19 protein-coding genes are annotated in these 20,697 nt (G+C 57.4%); all 19 read left to right on the top strand.

Annotated features, from left to right (window positions below; genetic code table 11):
* Positions 1-3: 3 nt before the first annotated feature.
* Positions 4-441, top strand: coding sequence for a division/cell wall cluster transcriptional repressor MraZ (gene mraZ / locus G482_RS0112075; RefSeq protein ID WP_028450242.1), 438 nt, complete (start codon positions 4-6; stop codon positions 439-441).
* Complete coding sequence (gene rsmH, locus G482_RS0112070; protein WP_028450241.1) at positions 438-1,391, top strand: 16S rRNA (cytosine(1402)-N(4))-methyltransferase RsmH; 954 nt, start codon at positions 438-440, stop codon at positions 1,389-1,391. The genes mraZ and rsmH overlap by 4 nt, the downstream gene beginning before the upstream one ends.
* Complete coding sequence (ftsL, locus tag G482_RS0112065; protein WP_028450240.1) at positions 1,388-1,690, top strand: cell division protein FtsL; 303 nt, start codon at positions 1,388-1,390, stop codon at positions 1,688-1,690. Before rsmH ends, ftsL begins: the two co-directional genes overlap by 4 nt.
* Complete coding sequence (locus G482_RS0112060; protein ID WP_231550531.1) at positions 1,687-3,540, top strand: peptidoglycan D,D-transpeptidase FtsI family protein; 1,854 nt, start codon at positions 1,687-1,689, stop codon at positions 3,538-3,540. The genes ftsL and G482_RS0112060 overlap by 4 nt, the downstream gene beginning before the upstream one ends.
* Positions 3,537-5,018, top strand: a complete 1,482-nt coding sequence (locus G482_RS0112055; protein ID WP_028450238.1) for a UDP-N-acetylmuramoyl-L-alanyl-D-glutamate--2,6-diaminopimelate ligase — start codon at positions 3,537-3,539, stop codon at positions 5,016-5,018. The genes G482_RS0112060 and G482_RS0112055 overlap by 4 nt, the downstream gene beginning before the upstream one ends.
* On the top strand, positions 5,018-6,397 hold the full coding sequence (locus G482_RS0112050; RefSeq protein ID WP_308417128.1) for a UDP-N-acetylmuramoyl-tripeptide--D-alanyl-D-alanine ligase: 1,380 nt from the start codon (positions 5,018-5,020) through the stop codon (positions 6,395-6,397). Before G482_RS0112055 ends, G482_RS0112050 begins: the two co-directional genes overlap by 1 nt.
* A 3-nt stretch (positions 6,398-6,400) precedes the next feature.
* Complete coding sequence (gene mraY, locus G482_RS0112045) at positions 6,401-7,486, top strand: phospho-N-acetylmuramoyl-pentapeptide-transferase (protein WP_028450236.1); 1,086 nt, start codon at positions 6,401-6,403, stop codon at positions 7,484-7,486.
* A gap of 7 nt (positions 7,487-7,493) precedes the next feature.
* Entirely contained in the window at positions 7,494-8,903 is a 1,410-nt protein-coding gene (gene murD, locus G482_RS0112040) for a UDP-N-acetylmuramoyl-L-alanine--D-glutamate ligase (protein WP_028450235.1), read from the top strand.
* Positions 8,903-10,090, top strand: coding sequence for a putative lipid II flippase FtsW (gene ftsW / locus G482_RS0112035; protein WP_084414652.1), 1,188 nt, complete (start codon positions 8,903-8,905; stop codon positions 10,088-10,090). Before murD ends, ftsW begins: the two co-directional genes overlap by 1 nt.
* Positions 10,087-11,154: an undecaprenyldiphospho-muramoylpentapeptide beta-N-acetylglucosaminyltransferase gene (gene murG / locus G482_RS0112030; RefSeq protein WP_028450233.1), complete on the top strand. Its 1,068-nt coding sequence runs from the start codon at positions 10,087-10,089 to the stop codon at positions 11,152-11,154. The genes ftsW and murG overlap by 4 nt, the downstream gene beginning before the upstream one ends.
* Positions 11,155-11,219: 65 nt before the next feature.
* A complete protein-coding gene (gene murC / locus G482_RS0112025; protein WP_028450232.1) occupies positions 11,220-12,614 on the top strand; it encodes a UDP-N-acetylmuramate--L-alanine ligase in 1,395 nt (464 codons plus the stop codon).
* Complete coding sequence (locus G482_RS0112020; RefSeq protein WP_028450231.1) at positions 12,611-13,522, top strand: D-alanine--D-alanine ligase; 912 nt, start codon at positions 12,611-12,613, stop codon at positions 13,520-13,522. Before murC ends, G482_RS0112020 begins: the two co-directional genes overlap by 4 nt.
* Before the next feature lie 91 nt (positions 13,523-13,613).
* Positions 13,614-14,384, top strand: a complete 771-nt coding sequence (locus G482_RS0112015) for a cell division protein FtsQ/DivIB (protein ID WP_028450230.1) — start codon at positions 13,614-13,616, stop codon at positions 14,382-14,384.
* Between the two features lie 92 nt (positions 14,385-14,476).
* Positions 14,477-15,709 carry a cell division protein FtsA gene (ftsA, locus tag G482_RS0112010; protein ID WP_197053864.1) on the top strand — a complete coding sequence of 411 codons (1,233 nt, stop codon included), beginning with the start codon at positions 14,477-14,479 and terminating at the stop codon, positions 15,707-15,709.
* Between the two features lie 44 nt (positions 15,710-15,753).
* Complete coding sequence (gene ftsZ, locus G482_RS0112005; RefSeq protein ID WP_051258975.1) at positions 15,754-16,932, top strand: cell division protein FtsZ; 1,179 nt, start codon at positions 15,754-15,756, stop codon at positions 16,930-16,932.
* Between the two features lie 114 nt (positions 16,933-17,046).
* Positions 17,047-17,961: a UDP-3-O-acyl-N-acetylglucosamine deacetylase gene (gene lpxC, locus G482_RS0112000; protein WP_028450227.1), complete on the top strand. Its 915-nt coding sequence runs from the start codon at positions 17,047-17,049 to the stop codon at positions 17,959-17,961.
* A gap of 1 nt (position 17,962) precedes the next feature.
* Positions 17,963-18,148: a hypothetical protein gene (locus G482_RS0111995; protein ID WP_028450226.1), complete on the top strand. Its 186-nt coding sequence runs from the start codon at positions 17,963-17,965 to the stop codon at positions 18,146-18,148.
* 5 nt (positions 18,149-18,153) lie between these two features.
* Positions 18,154-18,885, top strand: coding sequence for a 16S rRNA (uracil(1498)-N(3))-methyltransferase (locus G482_RS0111990; RefSeq protein WP_028450225.1), 732 nt, complete (start codon positions 18,154-18,156; stop codon positions 18,883-18,885).
* A gap of 66 nt (positions 18,886-18,951) precedes the next feature.
* Positions 18,952-20,691, top strand: coding sequence for a lipid A export permease/ATP-binding protein MsbA (msbA, locus tag G482_RS0111985; protein ID WP_028450224.1), 1,740 nt, complete (start codon positions 18,952-18,954; stop codon positions 20,689-20,691).
* Positions 20,692-20,697 lie beyond the last annotated feature (6 nt).

The raw sequence follows: 20,697 nt of genomic DNA, 5'->3' as shown, positions 1-20,697 counted from the left end.
TTCATGTTTGGTGGTGTTTCGTCTTTAAACCTCGACAGCAAAGGGCGGTTGGCCATTCCGGCTAAGCACCGTGACGCCCTGTTGTCGCGGGCTCAGGGCAAACTGGTGATCACCATCGAGCCGGCAGGTTGCTTGCTGATTTATCCGGAGCCGGACTGGATTCCAGTGCGGGATCAGCTCAATCAACTCTCAGGCGTGCATATGCCAATTCGCCGTTTGATTGTCGGTCATGCGGAAGAGCTGGATATGGATGCGGCTGGACGGGTGTTGATTCCGCCCACATTACGGCAACGCGCTCAGCTGGATAAAAGCGTGGTGTTGGTGGGAATGGGTAGCAAATTTGAGTTGTGGGATGAGGCGAAATGGAATGCCGTGACCGATCAGGTCATGGCCATGGCGCCGCATGAGTTGGAAAGCAATATGCAAGGGATTGTGCTGTGAGCGAAGGCGCGGCAGGAAACTTCGTGCACCGCACGGTATTACTGCAAGAGGCAGTAGATGCACTGGCGATCAAGCCGGATGGCGTGTATGTCGATTGCACATTTGGTCGTGGTGGCCATTCGCGTTTGATTTTGTCGCGCTTGGGGCCGACGGGCCGGCTGATTGCGTTTGATAAAGATCCATATGCGATTGCCGAAGCGGCCACGATTAGCGATCCGCGTTTCACCATCGTGCACGAGGGCTACGTCACGCTGACTGATTCGCTGGCGCAACTGGGCGTCTCCCGCATCGATGGTCTGCTGATGGATTTGGGGGTTTCCTCGCCACAGCTGGATGACGGTGCCCGGGGGTTTAGCTTCCGGTTTGATGCTCCGCTTGATATGCGCATGGATACCACGCGGGGTATAACCGCGGCCGATTGGTTGAATACGGCCGATGAGAAAGACATTGCAGAGGTGGTAAAAGATTATGGCGAAGAACGGTTTGCTAGGCAGGTTGCAGCAGCGATTGTTGCGCGTAGGGCAGTCCAACCTTTTGCAACAACAGGCGAACTTGCCGCGGTCTTGGCAACGGCAGTCCGGACCCGTGAGCCGGGCCAGGACCCGGCGACGCGTACCTTCCAAGCTATACGGATTTACGTCAATCGCGAGCTTGAGGAGTTATCGCTAACGCTGCCGCAGGCGCTGGCTTTGCTCGCGCCCGCCGGTCGGTTGTCGGTGATTGCCTTTCATTCGCTGGAAGACCGGATCGTGAAGCGCTTTATGCAGGATCAGGCCACGGCTGATCAGCTGCCCAGCCGTTTGCCGGTGATGGCCAGCGAAATTGCGCCCGCGCCGCTGAAGGTCTTGGGCAAGCCCGTGCGGCCGTCGGTCGAGGAAGTGAGCGCTAACCCGCGTGCGCGCAGTGCGATTCTGCGCATTGCCGAGCGCACCAGCGGGGAGCTGCGATGACCCGCTTGAATCTGTTTTTGCTCAGTATCTTGATTGTGTGCGCGATGGGGGTGATTACCAGCCAGCATAAAGCGCGCAAGTTGTATATCGAGCTGCAAAAACAAGATGCCCAAACCCGCAAACTGAATGTTGAATGGGGCCAGCTGCAGCTGGAACAAAGCACCTGGGCGATGCATTCACGGATTGAATCTGAAGCGGCAAACCGCCTGAGTATGCAGGTGGCACCGGCTAATCGCACCCAAGTGATTCTCGAACACGGGCAACAAGTCCAAAAACCGCAGGTGTCGGACTTGCCATGATGAAACAGGCCCGTCTGATGACCAGTGGTCGTCGCCAACCCAAATACGCGGTCAAGCCCAAATTAGAACGCTGGCGGGTGTGGTTTGTCCTCACCTGTCTGCTCGCCCTGTTTGCGACCCTCTTGGGTCGCAGTATTTATTTACAGGTCATGAATGAAGAGTTTCTGCAGGACCAGGGCGATGCACGCTATCGCCGGACGCTGAAACTCGAGCCCAATCGCGGCATGATCACCGATCGTAATGGCGAGCCATTGGCGATCTCGACGCCGGTGCAATCTATCTGGCTAAGCCCGCGCAATATGCGCGTCTTGCCCGAAGGCGAAACGCGCCACAAAGAATGGAAGCAGGAAAGTGATGATGATCAGGTGCCAGTGTCACGTGCCGAGATCAAATCGCTGGCTGGCCTTTTGGGGCTCTCTTACGACGACTTGCTGGGCAAAGTCACCGTTACCCGCAAAAACAAAGAGGGTAAGGAAACTCGCCCCGATTTTCTGTGGGTGAAGCGGCATATTTCGCCGGCTGATGCCAAGCGGGTGCTGGCGCTGAATATTCCGGGCGTGTATTCGCAAACCGAATACCGCCGCTACTATCCGGCCGGTGAAGTGATGGCCCATGTGGTCGGCTTTACCAATCTGGATAGCAAGGGCCAGGAAGGCTTTGAGCTGACCAAAGACGCCATGCTAGCCGGCAAACCCGGCTCGCGCACAGTCATTCGCGATCGCCGCGGCTACATCGTTGAAGATGTTTCTACCATCGTGCCGCCGCAGGAAGGGCAAAATCTTCAGCTTTCGATCGACCGGCGGATTCAATATCTGGCCTATCGCGAGCTGAAAAATGCCGTGGATAACAGCAAGGCCGTGGGTGGCGCGATTGTGGTGCTGGATGCCCGCACCGGCGAAGTGCTGGCGATGGCCAATGCGCCGTCTTACAACCCCAATAGCCGCGCCCGGATTGACCCGGCCCACAAGCGCAATCGCGCGCTCACCGATCTGTATGAGCCCGGCTCGACCATGAAAGCCGTGACCGCGGCCATGGCACTGAATGCCGGCAAGGTCAAACCTACCACCGTGCTCAATACCGATGGCGGGCGGATGACCATTGGCCCGGCCACCATTCGCGATGATCACCCCGGTGGCGCGATGACCATCGAGCAGATCATCCAGAAATCATCCAACGTCGGCGCCGTGAAAATGGCGCTGATGATGGAGCGCGAGGAGATGTCGAATTTCCTGCATGACGTGGGCTTTGGCGAAAAACTCAATACCGGCTTCCCGGGCGAATCGCCAGGCCGGGTACGGCCATGGAAAACCTGGCGCCCCATCGAGCAGGCCACCATGTCTTATGGCTACGGGGTATCGGTGACCGTGATGCAGATGGCACGGGCGTACCAGATGTTTGCTGGCAATGGCGAAGTGCACCCTGTGACCTTTACCAAATTGGTGGCCCCGGCGCCGGGCAAGCAGGTCATTAGCGCCGAGACGGCCGCACAAGTGCGCAAGATGCTGGAAATGGTGACCTTGCCGGGTGGTACCGCCACCCGCGCCCAAGTGGTCGGCTACCGCGTGGGCGGTAAAACCGGTACGGCGAAAAAACTGGTGAATGGGGTGTATTCCGACACCGCACGGGTGGGTTCGTTTGTCGGTTTGGCGCCGATTTCTAATCCACGCCTGATTGTGGCGGTGATGATCGACGAGCCGGCATTTGAAATGCGCTATGGCGGTCTGGTGGCCGCGCCGGTGTTCAGTAATGTGGTGGCGGGCAGCCTGCGTTTGCTGGGTGTACCGCCGGATGCGCCGACCAACAATATCCTGTTGCCAAGCGAAGAGCTGGAAATCAAGGAAGAAACATGAAACCTGCGAGCTGGACACTCCCTGCATATGATTTCGCCGCCATCGCCGCCTTGGTGAATGGCCGACCGCTGGTGACTGATAGCCGCAAGGTGCAGCCCGGTGATGTGTTTGTGGCCTATCAGGGTGAATACGCGGATGGCCGGCGTTACATCGCCAGTGCGCTCGCCAATGGCGCGGCGGCAGTGATCTGGGAAGCCGAAGGTTATCAGTGGGATGAGAGCCACCAAGTGCCAAATATCGCCGTGCCCGGCCTGCGTGATCAGGTGGGTATCTTGGTGGGGCGCTTATTAAATAATGACTTCAGCCAGATACCGGTGGTTGGTATCACTGGTACCAATGGCAAAACTTCCATTGCGAACTGGTTGGCACAGGCGTTTAATGCGCTGGGTGGCAAGGCCGGCGTGCTCGGTACACTGGGTAATGGTTTTGTCGGCGAATTGGAAAGCTCGACGCATACCACGCTCGACCCGGTTAGCCTGCAGCATTGGCTGGCGCGCTTTCAGCATGCCGGGGCGACCCAGGTGGCGATGGAAGTTTCTTCGCATGGATTGGTGCAAGCGCGCGCGCATGGCGTGCCGTTTCATACCGCGGTGTTTACCAATTTAACCCGCGATCATCTGGATTATCACGGCAGCATGCAGGCCTATGGCGCGGCCAAGGCCAAATTGTTTGAGTGGGACGGTTTGCAAGCTGCGGTTATCAATGCTGATGATCCGTTCGGGCGGGAACTGCTGGGCTTTACCAGCGCCAAAACGGTCTTTTCGTATGGCTTTTTTGCCGGCGATTTGCGCTGCACCCAGCTTGATTCTTCGCTGCAAGGGCTCACGCTGACGGTGCAAACCCCGCTGGGCGAAACGCAAATTCGCTCGCCGATGCTGGGCCGCTTTAATGCCAGCAATTTGCTGGCGTGCTTGGGCGTGCTGCTGGCGCAAGGCGTGGCCTTGGAGGCAGCCAGTGCCGCGCTGGGCGCGGTGCAACCGGCGGCGGGGCGGATGCAGCGGCTGGGTGGTGATGGCCTGCCGCTGGTAGTGGTGGATTACGCCCATACCCCTGATGCGCTGGAAAAAGTGCTGATGACGCTGCGCGAAGCCATGCCAACAGGGGCGAGGCTGTATTGCGTGTTTGGCTGCGGCGGTGACCGCGATAGCGGCAAACGCCCGCTGATGGGCGAGATTGCCTGCCGACTGGCCGATTCAGTGGTGATTACCAGTGACAATCCGCGCAGCGAAACCCCGAAAGCGATTATCCAGGACATCGTTGCGGGTGTGTCGGGGGTGCCGGGCACGGGCCATGCCAATTACGCGATCGAATCTGACCGCGCCGCGGCCATTGCTGACGCGATCGAAATGGCGCATGCCAATGATGTGATTCTGATCGCCGGCAAGGGGCACGAAAACTATCAGGAAATTCAGGGCCAGCGTTACCACTTCGATGATGTGGAACAGGCTCAAAAAGCGCTGTTAAGGAAAAAGAAGTAATGATGTTGAGTTTGCGGGAAGCCGCGCAAGCGCTTCAGGCCCAGCTGCAGGTCAGCGATGCTGAGCTGCAATTTAGTCGCGTCACGACCGACAGTCGTGACGTGCGACCGGGCGATCTGTTTGTCGCGCTCAAGGGCGAGCGCTTTGACGCCCATGATTTTGTCGCCGGCGCTTTGGCGCAAGGCGCCGTGGCCGCGCTGGTGGAGCAGCCGGGTGCAGGCAATCGCCTGCAAGTAGCGGATACACTGGCCGCGTTGGGGCAGCTGGCGGCCTATTGGCGGCGCCAGCATGCGGCGATTCCGCTGGTGGGCGTCACCGGCAGCAATGGCAAAACCAGCGTGAAAGAAATGCTGGCCTCGATTTTTGCCGTGGCCGCGGGCGGTAGCGAATACGTACACGCCACCCAAGGCAATCTGAATAACCATATTGGTTTGCCACTGACCGTGCTGGGTATTCGAGCCCAGCATCGCTATGTGGTGGCCGAAATGGGGATGAATCATTTCGGTGAAATCGATTACCTCACCCACATTGCGCAGCCCGATGTGGCGCTGGTGAATAACGCTGGTGCAGCGCATCTGGAAGCGCTGGGCTCGGTGGAAGGTGTGGCGCGGGCGAAGGGCGAGATTTTTGCCGGGCTGGTGACGCGCGGGGTAGCGGTGATTAACGCCGATGACCCGCATGCATCGCTGTGGCAGCAATTGGCTGGCGCGCAAACGCAGCTCACCTTTGGTCTTGCGGGCGATATCCGGGCTCACGCGGTGCAGCTGGCCGCTACGGGCAGCCAGTTCGAATTGCAGACCCCTGCGGGCACCGCAGCGGTGAATCTGGCCGTGCCGGGTGAACACAATGTGCGCAATGCCTTGGCGGCCGCTGCCGCAGCTCATGCCTGCGGCGTGAGCGTGGCGCAGATTGCGCAGGGCTTGTGCCAGTGGCAGGGCGTGAAAGGCCGCCTGCAAGCCAAGCAGGCCTTTAATGGCGCCGCGGTGCTGGATGACACCTACAACGCCAATCCCGATTCGATGAAAGCGGCGGTGAATGTGCTGGCCGCGATCGGGGCGCAAGGCCGCCCCACCTTGCTGATCTTGGGCGATATGGGCGAAGTGGGCGCAGATGCGCCGGAGCGCCATGCCGAGATCGGGGGGTATGCACGTGAAAAGGGTATTCAGCATTTGATTGCAGTGGGTACCCATATGCAGTATGCGGTAGAGGCCTTTGGCGCCGGCGCGCAGCATTGCGCTGATCACGCTAGCGCCATCGCCGCCGCCCGCGCGCTGCTCACGCCTGAAACGCAAGTGCTGGTCAAAGGGTCGCGCTTTATGCGCATGGAAACGGTCGTGGCCGGTTTGGCGCACGAGCAAGCATCAACGGAAGGAGCTTAAGTCATGTTGCTTATTCTCACGCAATGGCTGGGCGAATCGATCCGGGCCTTTAATGTATTCAACTACCTCACGCTGCGCGCTGTGCTGGCCACTATCACGGCGCTGGGCATCTCCTGGGTGCTGGGGCCGTATGTGATCCGCAAGCTCACCGAGCTGAAAGTGGGGCAGGCCGTGCGCGATGATGGCCCGCAAACCCACTTGGTAAAGGCCGGCACCCCGACCATGGGCGGCACGCTGATTCTGCTCTCGATCGGGCTGACCACCTTGCTGTGGGCCGATCTGAAAAACCCGTATGTGTGGTTGGTGCTGATTGTCACCCTGAGTACCGGGGTGATTGGCTTTGTGGATGATTACAAGAAAGTCGCACTGAAAAACCCGAAAGGCCTGTCGGCCAAGGCCAAGATGATTGGCCAATCGGCGATTGCCATTGGTGCGGCGCTGTTTCTGGTGAACGTAGGCCCGGATGCATCCAACACCGGCTTTATCATCCCGTTTTACAAAGAAATCATCTATCCATTTGGCGCGCTGGGCTTTTGCGTGCTGACGTATTTCGTGATCGTCGGTACCAGTAATGCAGTGAACCTGACCGATGGCCTGGATGGCTTGGCGATTATGCCAACCGTGCTGGTGGCTGGGGCATTCTGCATCTTTGCCTATGTGGCCGGTAATGCCAAATTTGCCACCTATCTGGGCGTGCCGCATGTGGTGGGCGCAGGCGAATTGATCGTGTTCTGCGCGGCCATGGTCGGTGCGGGCTTGGGCTTTTTGTGGTTCAACGCCTATCCGGCCGAAGTGTTTATGGGCGATGTGGGCGCGCTGGCGCTGGGCGCCGGCTTGGGTACTGTGGCAGTGATCGTACGCCAAGAAATCGTGCTGCTGATTATGGGCGGCGTGTTTGTGGTGGAGGCACTGTCGGTGATGATTCAGGTCGCCAGCTTCAAGATGACGGGGAAACGGGTCTTCCGCATGGCGCCGCTACACCATCACTACGAACTCAAAGGCTGGAAGGAAACCCAGGTGGTGGTGCGCTTCTGGATTATCACCATGCTGCTGGTGTTGGTCGGTCTGGCCACGCTGAAACTGCGCTGAGGCAAAGATGACGCTCGATCAATTGCACAATCAACATTGCATCGTGGTGGGGCTGGGCGATACCGGCCTGGCGACCGCGCGTTGGCTCGCCAGTAAAGGCGCCCGGGTGACGGTCGCCGATTCACGCGCCACGCCACCTAATCTGGAACATTTGCGCACCGCCTTGCCAGAGGTGGCAGTGCGCTTGGGCGCTTTTCATGCCGATACATTTGCCGACGCCGATGTGCTGATTACCAGCCCGGGCGTACCACTGGCCACGCCTGAAGTGGCGGCCGCGCTGGCGCGTGGGATTCCGGTACTGGGCGATGTCGAATTGCTGGCGCTGGCTTTGCAAGGCCAGCCAGGCAAAGTGATTGCCATTACCGGCTCGAACGGTAAATCCACCGTTACCACCATGGTGGCGCAAATGTGCGAGGCCAGCGGCCTGCGCACGGTGATGGCCGGCAATATTGGCGTACCGGTGCTGTCAGCACTGGCCGAATGGGAAGCTCGTGGCGAATGGCCCGATGCCTGGGTGCTGGAGCTATCGAGCTTTCAGCTGGAAACCACCTATTCGCTGCGCCCAGCTGCGGCCACAGTGCTGAATGTGTCGGAAGACCACCTGGATCGCTATGCCGGCATGAAAGAATACGCCGCCACCAAGGCGCGTATTTTTGAAGGTCTAGGCGTGCAAGTGCTGAATCGCGAAGATGGCTATTGCCGGGGTATGGCACGTCAAAGCCGCGATGTGATTTGGCTTGGGGCCGATACCCCCCGAAATGACAGCGAATATGGTCTGGTGGAAATCGCCGGTGACTTTAGTCTGCGCTGTGGCGAGTTTGAATTGCTGCGCGCCAGCGAATTGCCGGTGGCCGGTTTGCACAATGCCGTGAATGCCTTGGCGGCCATTGCCCTGTGCCGTGCAGCCGGTATGGCCACCGGCCCGCTGGTGGCCGCGCTGAAAGCCTTTAAAGGCCTGCCCCACCGAGTGGAATTTGTGGCCGAAGTGGCTGGCGTGAAGTATTACGACGACTCGAAAGGCACCAATGTGGGCGCCACCGAGGCCGCACTCAAAGGTATGACCCAGCCGGTGGTGCTGATTGCCGGTGGCGATGGCAAAGGGCAGGATTTCCGCCCGCTAGTGCCTGCGTGCGAGCGGATCTGCCGCGCCGTGTTGCTGATTGGCCGTGATGGCCCGCAAATTGCCGAAACCCTGAACGAAGCCCGTTCGGCCTTCCTGCCCGACGATGAGGATAATTTCCTGCCCGTGCTGCAGCTGCCCTCACTGGAAATGGCGGTGATGATGGCCAGCAATATCGCCGAAGCCGGCGATGTGGTGCTGCTGTCGCCTGCGTGCGCCAGTCTGGATATGTTCCGCAACTACCATCACCGCGCCGAGGTGTTTATCGCCGCCGTGAAAGGGCTGGAGCAGCACTAATGCGCCAGATTTTCTATCAGGCCATGCGCCGCATGAAACCCACCATGAGCAGCTACGATCAGGCGCTGTTCTGGACGGTATTGCTGCTGCTGTCGATTGGCCTGGTGATGGTGTATTCGGCCTCGATTGCGATGGCCGAGGTGGATAAAGACACCGGTTTTCGCTCGCATTATTTCCTCGTGCGGCACGCGATTTTCCTGTTTGTTGGCAGTTGTGCGGCGCTGGTGGCGTTTAATATCCCGACCGAAAAATGGCGGCAATGGGCGCCATCGCTGTTCATTGTGGGCACGATTTTGTTGGTGTTGGTGCTGATTCCGGGCATTGGCCGTGAGGTTAACGGTAGCCGGCGCTGGCTGAGTCTGGGTCTGATCAATCTGCAGCCATCCGAGCTGATGAAGTTTTTTGCCGTGCTATATGCCGCCGATTACACCGTGCGCAAAGCCAATAGCATGGAAGCCAAGCTGGGCGAGAGTATTAGCAAAGTGTTGCTGCCCATGGCCTTGGTGATGGCCGTGGTCGGGGGCTTGCTGCTGCTGGAGCCGGATTTTGGCGCGTTTACCGTGATCACCGCGATTGCGATGGGCGCCTTGTTTCTTGGCGGTTTTAACTGGCGGCTGTTTCTGGGGCTGATTGTCTTTCTGGGTGTGGCCTTTGTCGGGCTGATTGCCTCTAGCCCGTATCGGCGCGCGCGGGTGCTGGGTTTTCTAGATCCGTGGCAAGACCCGTATGGCAAGGGCTATCAGCTGAGCCACTCACTGATCGCGTTTGGGCGCGGCGAATGGCATGGCGTGGGTCTGGGCGGCAGTGTGGAAAAACTCTCTTACTTGCCGGAAGCGCACACCGACTTTTTGATGGCGATTATTGCGGAAGAATTTGGCCTCATGGGCGTGGCGGTGGTGATTTGTCTGTTTGCCTTTCTGGTGTTCCGCACCTTTGCGATTGGCGTGCAGGCCACCAAGCTTGAGCGGCATTGGCATGCGCTGGTGGCGCAGGGTGTTGGGATCTGGATTGGTTTTCAGTCGTTTATCAATATGGGCGTGAATATGGGCCTGATGCCGACCAAGGGTCTAACCTTGCCGCTGTTGTCGTTTGGTGGCTCTGGCATTGTGGCCAATCTGCTGGCCTTGGGGCTGGTGATGCGGATCGATTATGAAAACCGGCAGCAAATCAGGGGGTATCGCGTATGAGTAAGCGAACCTTGCTCGTGATGGCCGGTGGTACCGGTGGGCATATTTTCCCCGCGCTGGCTGTCGCCAATGCGCTGCGTGACAAAGGCTGGGATGTGGTTTGGCTGGGTGCGGCCGGCGCGATGGAAACGCGGGTGGTGCCACAGCACGGAATTGATTTGGTGACGTTGCAAATCACCGGGGTGCGCGGCAAGGGCTGGCTGAAAAAGCTGGTGCAGCCGTGGGTGCAGCTGAAAGCGATTTATAGCGCGCTGGATCTCATTTTCCGCCGTCGCCCCGATGTAGCGGTTGGGTTTGGCGGATTTACGGGTTTTCCGGGTGGCGTGGCAATGCGGCTGTGCTGGTTGCCGCTGGTGATTCACGAACAAAACTCGGTGGCCGGGCTCACCAACAAGGTGCTGGCCAAAATTGCGAATCGGGTGCTGTTTGCTTTCCCGAGCGCGTTTCCTGGTCGCGAGGGTTGCATTGGCAACCCGATTCGGCCCGAACTACAGCAAGTGGCCTTGCCTGCTGCGCGTTTTGTTGGGCGAACTGGGCCGCTGAAGGTCTTGGTGGTCGGCGGCAGTCTGGGTGCGCAGGTATTTAACGAAGAAGTGCCCAAGGCGCTGGCGCTTTTGGCGCCGGAGCAGCGCCCGCACGTGATTCACCAGGCCGGCGAAAAGCATATTGATGCGCTGCGGGCCAATTATGCTGCCGCCGGGGTGACGGCGGAGTGCGTGGCCTTTATCGCCGATATGGCGCATGCCTATGCCGAGGCTGATCTGGTGTTGTGCCGCGCGGGGGCGCTGACGGTGTCTGAGCTCGCGAGTGTGGGCGCCGCGGCGATTTTGGTGCCATTTCCGCATGCGGTGGATGACCACCAGACGGGTAACGCCCGCTATTTGAGTGCGCAAGATGCCGGCATTTTGTTGCCGCAACAGGAATTGAACGCCGCTAAATTGGCGGATTGGTTTAGTCGACTGGATCGCGGTGCCTGCCAGCAAATGGCTGAGCGGGCACGGGCGCTGGCCCAGCCGGATGCGACGGCCAAAGTCGTGGCCGCCATTGAGGAATTAGCCGGATAGGAGTATGGGGTAGTGCCTTGAAAGGTATATAATTCTTGCCTTTCGGGCGTATACCCTAAGAAAAGATGAAACATAAAGTTAAACGAATTCATTTTGTCGGGATTGGCGGCGTCGGTATGAGTGGGATTGCCGAGGTTTTGCTCAATCTGGGCTTTGAGGTCAGCGGCTCTGACCTCGGTAGCAACGCGACCACCCAACGCCTGGCGGCGGCCGGCGCTGAAGTGCATCAAGGGCATGCGGCTGAGTTTGTCGCCCATGCCGATGTGGTGGTGATTTCCAGCGCGGTGAAAGACGACAACCCGGAAGTGGTTGAAGCGCGTGCGCGGCAGATTCCCGTAGTGCCGCGCGCCATGATGTTGGCCGAGCTGATGCGCCTGAAGCAGGGTATTGCGATTGCCGGCACCCACGGTAAAACCACCACCACCAGCCTGAGTGCCAGTGTGCTGGAAGCGGCCGGCTTAGATCCGACCTTTGTCATCGGCGGCAAACTGCACGCTGCGGGCTCGAATGCCCGTTTGGGCCATGGCGATTTTCTGGTGGCCGAAGCGGACGAAAGCGATGCGTCTTTCCTGCTGCTAACCCCGGTGATTTCGGTGGTGACCAATATCGATGCCGACCATATGGATACCTATGGCCATGATTTCGAAAAACTGAAGCAGGCGTTTATCGATTTTCTGCATCACCTGCCGTTTTATGGTCGCGCGATTTTGTGTATTGATGATCCGCATGTGCGCTCGATTCTGCCGAAAGTCACCAGCCCGATTACCACCTATGGCACTTCGGCCGATGCCATGTTGCGCGCCGAAAATATCGTCGCCGCGCATGGGCAGATGAAATTTGATGCGGTTTGGCAAAACGGCGAAACCCGCCGTCTGGCCGTCACGCTGAATATGCCGGGCATGCACAATGTGCTGAATGCACTGGCCGCGATTGCCATCGGGATTGAAGTTGGCGCCGATGAAGCGGCGATTGTGGCTGCGCTGGAGAAATTCCAGGGCGTGGGTCGGCGCTTCCAGCGCTATGGCGAAATCGCCCTAGCCAGTGGCGGCAGCTTTACCTTGGTGGACGATTATGGCCATCACCCAGTGGAAATGGCGGCGACCTTGGCTGCGGCCCGCGGCGCGTTTCCCGGCCGCCGTTTGCTGCTGGCTTTCCAGCCCCACCGTTACACCCGCACGCGCGATTGTTTTGAAGACTTTGTGAAAGTGCTCAACACCGTTGACGGCTTGTTGCTGGCTGAAGTGTATGCCGCTGGGGAAACTCCGATTGTGGCCGCCGATGGCCGTTCGCTGGCGCGGGCGGTGCGTGTAGCCGGCAAGATTGAACCGGTATTCGTGGAAAACATTGCCGAGATGCCGGCGGCAATCCTTGCCGCTGCCCGCGATGGGGACGTGATTGTGACGATGGGGGCCGGCTCGATCGGCAACACCCCAAAACTGTTGAGCGAGCAGAAGGCATGAAAGAATTTGGCAAAGTAGCCGTCGTGATGGGCGGTAGCTCCAGCGAGCGTGAAGTGTCGTTGATGAGCGGGCAGGGAGTCTTGGCCGCGCTGCAGGCGCAAGGGGTGGATGCGCATGCGTTTGATCCGGCAGAAAAACCGCTGTCGGCACTGAAAGACGAGGGCTTTGCACGCGCTTTTCTGATTTTGCATGGTGGCCAGGGCGAAGATGGCACGATTCAGGGCGCACTGGAGTTCATGGGGATTCCCTACACCGGTTGTGGCGTGATGGCCTCTGCGATCGGGATGGACAAATGGCGCACCAAGCTGATGTGGCAAGCCGCGGGTTTGCCTGTACCGGCGTATGAGCTGCTGGCCGCGGATAGCGATTTTGCTGCCGTGGTGGCGCGCTTGGGCCTGCCTTTGTTTGTGAAGCCCGCCAATGGCGGCTCTAGCGTGGGTGTGACCAAGTGCAAGAGCGTGGCTGATGTGGCGGCCGCTTATCAGGCGGCGGCGCAATACGATCCGCTGGTTTTGGCCGAAAAGGCGGTGCTGGGCGGGGAGTTTTCTTGCGCGGTGCTGGATGGAAAGGCCTTGGCGACCGTCAAAATTCAGCCTGCGACCGAGTTTTACGACTACGACGCGAAATACTATCGCGACGATACCGTTTACACCTGCCCGGGTTTGGTGGGGGAGCAGGAGCAAACTGCCCGCCATCTGGCCGAGCAAGCCTATCACGTGCTGGGCGCAGATGGCTGGGCGCGAATTGATTTTCTGCAAGATGAAGCGGGCGCGATCTTCCTGTTGGAGCCAAATACCGCACCGGGCATGACCAGTCATAGCCTGTTCCCGATGTGTGCTCGGGAAGCGGGGATGAGCTATGAGGCCTTGGTATTGCGGGTGTTGGCCACCACGCTGGAGTCGCGTTAAGCCATGAACCAGCACCGTAACCTCGTTTGGCAGCGCTATGCTGGCGGCACGATGTGCTGCGGCCCGCGGGCGCGTGCGCCGGAGGTGACGGATGTGGAATAAACCGCAATTGATGATGTGGGTGGCCAATTTATTAACGGCGCTCGCCTTGTTGTTATTGTTTTACTCGCTGCTGTTTTTGGCGGTGCATTCGCCTTTATTTCCGATTCGGCAAATTAAAGTTGATGGTGATTTGGCGCACACCACCCGCGAGCAATTGCAATACGTGATTAAAAACGAATTGAAAGGCACGTTTTTTACCCTGGATTTGCTCAAAACCCGGCAGGATTTTGAAAAGCTGCCGTGGGTGCGGCGGGTTGAAGTGCGCCGCCGCTGGCCTGACAAGCTGGAAGTCAATATCGAAGAGCATCGTGCAATTGCGCGCTGGGGTAATTCGGCCCTGCTGAATCAGCATGGCGAGCGCTTTGATGCCGCAAGTAATGAAAGTCTGCCCATTCTGGAAGGCCCGGAGGGCACTGAGCGGGTGATGGTGGAAGGTTTGCAGCGGCTGACGGAAGTATTGGCACCGCTGAATCGTAAACCGACCCAATTGTGGTTATCCGAGCGCCGCGCTTGGCGCTTTGAGTTGGATAAACAGTTAATGGTCGAAGTAGGCCGCGAAGAGCCAATTGAACGGGTAGAGCGTTTTGTGAAAGCGTATCCCAATTCATTGGCCCTGTTGCAGCAGCCATTTGATTATGTGGATTTACGCTATCCGAATGGCTTTGCGGTGAAACTGCCGCAATTTGTTCCGGTAGAGAAAAGTACTGTGGCAAAACCACCCGTTGCTGCAAAACCAAAAGCACTTAAAGCTTCGGCATGATTTATGCTTTTGGTTTGGTAAAAGCAAATAGAAAGATTGGGTTGTCGCGGTTTTTTAAAGTTAATTATTAAGATTGGTAAAAGAGGCTGTCAGTGACTAGGGACGCTAAAAATCTCATCGTAGGGCTGGATATCGGCACCTCGAAAGTCGTGGCTGTAGTGGCCGACGTGACTGAGGATGGCGCACTGAATGTAGTGGGCATGGGTTCAGCATCGTCCAAAGGCCTGAAACGCGGTGTAGTCGTTGATATTGAAAAAACCGTGAATGCCATTCAGGCCGCATTGGGCGAAGCTGAATTAATGGCGGATTGCAAAATCAGCGAGGTGTATACCGGCATTGCGGGTAGCCACATCAAGAGCATGAATTCGCACGGCATGGTGGCCATTAAGGATAAAGAAGTGACCCAGCAGGATATCGACCGGGTCATTGAAACTGCTAGCGCGGTAAATATCCCGGCTGATCACCAAGTGCTGCATATTCTGTCGCAAGAATATGTAATCGATGGCCAAGAAGACGTAAAAGAGCCGCTGGGCATGTCTGGCGTGCGGCTGGAAGTGCGAGTGCATATTGTGTCTGGTGCGGTATCTGCCGTGCAAAACATCACCAAGTGCGTGCGCCGGTGCGGGCTGGAAATCGCCGAAGTGGTATTGCAACCACTGGCCAGCGCCCATGCCGTGTTGACCGATGACGAGCGAGATTTGGGTGTGTGTCTGGTTGATATTGGCGGCGGCACCACCGATATGGCGGTATTTATTAATGGCGCCATTCGCCATACCGCGGTGATTCCTATTGCTGGCGATCAAATTACCAATGACATCGCCATGGCGCTGCGTACGCCGACTGGCGAGGCCGAAAACATCAAGATTCAATACGGCGTGGCTCTGCGCCATATGACCGATCCACAAACCATGATCGAAGTGCCAGGCGTCGGTGAGCGTGGTGCACGGCAAATGAGCCGCCATACCTTGGCCGAAGTGATCGAGCCACGGGTGGAAGAGCTGTATAGCTTTGTGCAGGCCGAATTACGCCGGGTAGGGCTGGAAGATCGTCTTTCCAGTGGGATTGTGATTACCGGTGGTGCGGCATTAATGCCGGGTATGTGTGAATTGGCAGAAGAGATTTTCCATATGCCAGTTCGATTAGGTTTACCCCGTTATGTGGGTGGTTTGGCGGAAGTGGTTAAAAATCCGCGCTATTCCACAGCGGTGGGTTTGTTGCTGGTTGCGCGGCAACAAATGCAGAAAATCCCTGGGCAAAGGGGTGATAAAGGCTCAATTGGAGACATTTTGGGTCGGATGAAGTCCTGGTTTCAAAATAACTTTTGAAATTTTCGGGTAAGCGGTAAAATCGGGTTAACAGGAGAGACAGCATGGCATTAACCATTGAAGTTCCAGAAGTATCCCATCACGTTAATATCAAAGTGATTGGCGTGGGCGGTGCAGGTTGCAACGCAATCAACAATATGATCGAACACCAATTACAAGGTGTTGAGTTCATTTCTAGTAATACCGATGCTCAGGTATTGAAATTATCCAAAGCGGATAATGTGGTTCAACTCGGTGTGCAATTAACCAAAGGTTTTGGCGCCGGTTGTAATCCAGAAATCGGTCGTCAGGCGGCTGAAGAAGATCGTGAGCATATTTCCGAATTAATCGCAGGCGCCGATCTGCTGTTTATTACCGCCGGTATGGGTGGTGGTACAGGTACTGGTGCGGCACCAGTGATTGCGCAAGTGGCCCGTGAAAAAGGCATTTTGACCGTTGGCGTGGTAACAAAGCCAGGTCTGGACGAAGGTGGTCGCCAGAAAGTGGCACAAACCGGGATCGATGAGCTGTCACGCTATGTAGATTCACTGATCGTGGTTTCAAACCAGAAACTGGAAGAAGTACTGGGTGATGACGTCACGATCGATGAAGCATTCCGCGCGGCGGATAATGTATTGCGCAATGCCGTGGGTTCTATCGTTGAGATCATCAACTATCCAGGTCTGATTAACGTTGACTTTGCCGACGTGAAAACCGTGATGCGTGAAATGGGCATGGCCATGATGGGTTCTGCTCACGCCACCGGTCCAGATCGCGCGATTCGTGCCACTGAAGAAGCCATCCGCTGCCCGCTGCTGGACAATATCAGCTTCAAAGGCGCGCGTGGCGTGCTGGTGAATTTCTCAACCGCTCCCGGCAAGCTGAAAAAATCAGAAACTCGCCAAGCGCTGGAAATCATCGAGTCGCATGTGGCCGATGGCGCCTTGGTTAAACACGGTGTGGTTTACGATCCAACGCTGGCTGAAGACGAAATCCGCGTGACTCTGGTCGCTACTGGCCTGGGTGGCGGCAGCAAAGATATGAATAAGCCACAGCTGTCAGTCGTCAGCAGTCAGGCTCTGAAAACCGGTACCGACAATGCCGGTTACGATGATGCCTACGATACTCCGGCTATCTGGCGTAACAACCGTCGCAGCGCCGCCAGCGATGCGCCGGCAGCCCGTCCGGCTATGTCGAATATTGATATGGATATTCCAGCCTTTTTGCGTCGTCAGGCAGACTGAGGCGCGGCCGTAAATAAACGGCGACTATCAGGATCATTGGTACGATTCATCCAGCTTTCTGCCCGAGGCTGCTAAAATTGTGCCGGTAACTGATGATCAAAAGGCAGAATGCCCATGTTTTTGCAACGCACTTTGAAAAGCACGATCCGCGCGACTGGCGTGGGGCTGCATTCCGGCGAAAAGGTGACCCTGACCTTGCGCCCCGCCCCGGCCGATCATGGGATTGTGTTCCAGCGCTCTGATTTGCCCGAGTCAAAGCCTTTCAAAGTGGGGCCTGAATTGGTGAACGACACGCGTCTCTCCTCCACGCTCGTCCAAGACGGCGTGCGTGTCGGCACCATCGAGCATCTGATGTCGGCGTTTGCTGGCCTTGGCATCGACAACGTGCTGGTCGATGTTGATGCGCCGGAAATGCCGATCATGGATGGTTCTGCTGCGCCGTTTATTTATTTGCTGCAAAGCGCCGGCGTGCGTGAATTGAATAAACCCAAGCAGTTTATTCGTGTGCTCCAGCCCGTGGAGGTGCACGATGGCGACAAATGGGTGAAATTCGAGCCGCATAATGGCTACAAAGTGGAACTGACCATCGACTTTCAGCACCCGGCTTTCAAAAAGTCGGCCCAAACCATCAGCATTGATTTTGCCAATACCAATTATGTGAGCGAAATTGCCCGCGCCCGCACTTTTGGTTTTATCCATGAAGTGGAATACCTGCGTGCCAATGGTTTGGCCCGCGGTGGCAATATGGATAATGCGGTGGTGATTGATGAATTTCGTGTGCTGAATGATGGCGGTTTGCGCTTTGAAGACGAGTTCGTCCGGCATAAAATTCTGGATGCCATTGGCGATCTGTATATCGTGGGCTACCCGCTGATCGCAGCGTTTTCCGGTTATAAGTCCGGTCACGCCATGAATAATAAGCTGCTGCGCGCGCTGCTGGCGGATGAGCGCAACTATGAGCTGGTCAGCTTTAGCGATGATGATGAAGTGCCTTCTTCTTTCCACGATTTGCCGCCGCTGAGTATCTGACATGTTTGCCGTTTTACGCCTGCTGTTGGTGATTGCCTTGGTGGTAATCACTTATGCCGGCGTACGCTACAGCCGCGATCGGCAGCCGCACTGGCTGCGCCTGATCCGCGTCGTGTTGTATCTTCTGCTAAGCCTGACCGTGCTGGCCGGCATTGGCTTATTCATTGAACGCCTGTCTTTGAGTTAATCACCATGGCCTTACCCCGTTTCTTTGTCGCCCAGCCCTTAGCTTTGGGGACGCAATTTGATCTGACGGAAGCGGTGGCGCGGCATGTGCAAGTGGTGCGGATGCAGCCCGGCGAAATGGTTACCCTATTCAACGGTGAGGGCGGTGAGTATCAGGCGCAGATCACCGCGATGGGCAAGAAAACCGTGAGCGTGCAGGTGCAAACATTCGCCGAAGTGAATCGCGAATCGCCCTTGCGCCTAACCCTTGTGCAGGCGATTTCGGCGGCCGAGCGCATGGATTACACCGTGCAAAAGGCTGCTGAGCTCGGCGTTACCGTGTTCCAGCCAGTGATTTCGCAATATTGCCAGCAGCGCTACAGCGGCGAGCGGGCGGAAAAACGCATCGCGCACTGGCAAGGCGTGGCGGCTAGCGCGGCCGAGCAATGTGGCCGCACCCGCCTAATGGAAATTCGCCCCATCATCACGCTGGCGCAATATCTGCAGGCTGGGCTGCAAAGCGAATTAAATTTGCTGATGTGCCCAACCGGCGCGGTCCATCATTCCCAGCTGCCCGCTGCCGTGGCCAGTGCCACCGTGCTAGTGGGGCCAGAAGGGGGGTATTCGCCTGAAGAGGACGAATCAGCTATTGCTGCAGGGTATACCCCGCTGATTTTGGGCCCGCGCATCTTCCGCACCGAAACCGTGGCACCGGTGATCGCTGGCTTGCTGCAATTGCGCTATGGTGATTTTGCCTAGCTGCATGCACGGCGCTTTGTCATGGATTGCAGCGTATAATTGCCGCAAATCATTTTGCGCGCCGCCATGAACACCAACGCCCTCTACCGCCGCTTACTCACACATTTTCGTCCGTATCTGGGCGTGATCATTGCCACCATCATCTGCATGGCGCTGGCTTCTGCCTCGGAAGCGCTGTTGACGCTGCTGCTCAAACCCTTGATCGATCAAAATCTGGGCGGCGCCAGTGCGCTGGCCAAGCACGCGGCTTGGATTGTCCCTGCGCAATTATTCGGCCTGGCCATCATGCGGTTTGTGGGTAATTTCGGGAATGATTATGGCAATGCCTGGCTGGCGCAGCGGGTAATGCGCGATTTTCGCGAGCGGATTTACGCCAAGCTGATGCGCCTGCCTACGCGCTATTTCGATCAAACATCGACCGGCGTTTTGCTCTCGCGCGTGACCTACGATGTCACCCAAGTGATGGAAGCCGGTACCTCCACCTTGACGGGGCTGGTGCGTGATGGGGTCGCGGTGATTGGGTTTCTGGCCGTGATGTTTTATTCCAGCTGGCAGCTCACCTTGTTCTGTCTGTTTTTGTTGCCACTGGTGGCGCTGAGTATCCGCCTAGTGGCGAAGCGGCAGCGGCGTTTGGCGCGCGAAACCCAAGACAAAATGGGGGAAATGAATTCACGGCTGGATGAATCCTTATCGGGTCAGCGCATTGTGAAAGTGTTTGGCGGGCAGGACGTTGAAGTGCGCCGGTTTGCCGAAGTGAATAACCGTGTAATGCGCCTGGGGATTAAGCAGGGCATGATGGTGGCGGTGAATTCGGGCGTGATTGTGCTGCTGATTGGCCTCACGATTTCAGTGGTGTTGTACTTTGCTAGCCTGCAGGCCCAAGCCGGGCAGCTCAGCGCCGGTTCGTTTATGTCGTTTATCGCGGCGATGGTGGCGATCCAAGGGCCGGTGCGCAATCTCACCAAAATCAATGAGCGTCTGCATCGCGGTCTGGCCGCGGCGGAGTCGATTTTTGCGCTGCTGGATGAAATTGAAGAACCCGACCACGGCCGCCATCAAGTGGCCCGCGTGCGCGGTGAGCTGGAATTACGCCAGCTGCGCTTCTGGTATCAGCCCGAGCACAAACCGGCGCTGGATGGCATCGATTTGCAGGTGCAGCCCGGTCAAACCGTGGCCTTAGTGGGGCAATCGGGCAGTGGCAAAACCACGCTGGCCAATTTATTGCCGCGCTTTTATGAGGCGAGCAGCGGTGAAATCCGGCTGGATGGCGTGCCGCTTGCGGATTATCAATTGGCCAATTTGCGCCAGCAGATCGCCTTGGTGAGCCAGGATATGGTGCTGTTTAATGACACCGTGACCGCCAATATTACTTATGGCGCCGGTGTCGTGGATATGGCCCGGGTGCGCGCAGCGGCTGAGGCCGCGCACGCGCTGGAATTCATCGAAAAAATGCCACATGGCTTTGATGAAATGCTGGGTGAAAATGGCGGCCGCCTGTCGGGTGGCCAGCGCCAGCGCATGGCCATCGCCCGCGCGATCTACAAAGATGCGCCCCTGCTGATTTTGGATGAAGCCACCAGCGCGCTGGATACTGAATCTGAGCGCAAAGTGCAGGCCGCGCTCGAAAATCTGATGCAGGGCCGTACGACGCTGGTCATTGCCCACCGCCTTTCCACCATTGAAAAAGCTGATTTGATCGTCGTGATGCAAAACGGTCGCATCGTCGAGCGCGGTAGCCACGCCGAGTTGATCGCTCAGAGTGGTGTGTATGCGCAGATGCATGCGGTGCAGTTTTCTACAGCCTGAATTTGA

Origin of the sequence: Chitinibacter tainanensis DSM 15459 (genome assembly GCF_000429785.1) — a bacterium.
Classification (GTDB): Bacteria; Pseudomonadota; Gammaproteobacteria; order Burkholderiales; family Chitinibacteraceae; genus Chitinibacter; species Chitinibacter tainanensis.
The sequence above is the reverse complement of the archived record's forward strand: the minus strand, read 5'-3'. Positions and strand labels throughout refer to the sequence as shown.

What these genes read in the sequence shown, in the direction of transcription:
- msbA (WP_028450224.1), top strand. Translation starts at nt 18,952, where the DNA reads ATGAACACCAACGCCCTCTACCGCCGCTTACTCACACATTTTCGTCCG.
- G482_RS0112020 (WP_028450231.1), top strand. Translation starts at nt 12,611, where the DNA reads ATGAAAGAATTTGGCAAAGTAGCCGTCGTGATGGGCGGTAGCTCCAGC.
- ftsL (WP_028450240.1), top strand. Translation starts at nt 1,388, where the DNA reads ATGACCCGCTTGAATCTGTTTTTGCTCAGTATCTTGATTGTGTGCGCG.
- murC (WP_028450232.1), top strand. Translation starts at nt 11,220, where the DNA reads ATGAAACATAAAGTTAAACGAATTCATTTTGTCGGGATTGGCGGCGTC.
- ftsZ (WP_051258975.1), top strand. Translation starts at nt 15,754, where the DNA reads ATGGCATTAACCATTGAAGTTCCAGAAGTATCCCATCACGTTAATATC.
- murG (WP_028450233.1), top strand. Translation starts at nt 10,087, where the DNA reads ATGAGTAAGCGAACCTTGCTCGTGATGGCCGGTGGTACCGGTGGGCAT.
- G482_RS0112015 (WP_028450230.1), top strand. Translation starts at nt 13,614, where the DNA reads ATGTGGAATAAACCGCAATTGATGATGTGGGTGGCCAATTTATTAACG.
- murD (WP_028450235.1), top strand. Translation starts at nt 7,494, where the DNA reads ATGACGCTCGATCAATTGCACAATCAACATTGCATCGTGGTGGGGCTG.
- ftsW (WP_084414652.1), top strand. Translation starts at nt 8,903, where the DNA reads ATGCGCCAGATTTTCTATCAGGCCATGCGCCGCATGAAACCCACCATG.
- mraY (WP_028450236.1), top strand. Translation starts at nt 6,401, where the DNA reads ATGTTGCTTATTCTCACGCAATGGCTGGGCGAATCGATCCGGGCCTTT.
- lpxC (WP_028450227.1), top strand. Translation starts at nt 17,047, where the DNA reads ATGTTTTTGCAACGCACTTTGAAAAGCACGATCCGCGCGACTGGCGTG.
- G482_RS0112060 (WP_231550531.1), top strand. Translation starts at nt 1,687, where the DNA reads ATGATGAAACAGGCCCGTCTGATGACCAGTGGTCGTCGCCAACCCAAA.
- G482_RS0112055 (WP_028450238.1), top strand. Translation starts at nt 3,537, where the DNA reads ATGAAACCTGCGAGCTGGACACTCCCTGCATATGATTTCGCCGCCATC.
- mraZ (WP_028450242.1), top strand. Translation starts at nt 4, where the DNA reads ATGTTTGGTGGTGTTTCGTCTTTAAACCTCGACAGCAAAGGGCGGTTG.
- G482_RS0111990 (WP_028450225.1), top strand. Translation starts at nt 18,154, where the DNA reads ATGGCCTTACCCCGTTTCTTTGTCGCCCAGCCCTTAGCTTTGGGGACG.
- G482_RS0112050 (WP_308417128.1), top strand. Translation starts at nt 5,018, where the DNA reads ATGATGTTGAGTTTGCGGGAAGCCGCGCAAGCGCTTCAGGCCCAGCTG.
- G482_RS0111995 (WP_028450226.1), top strand. Translation starts at nt 17,963, where the DNA reads ATGTTTGCCGTTTTACGCCTGCTGTTGGTGATTGCCTTGGTGGTAATC.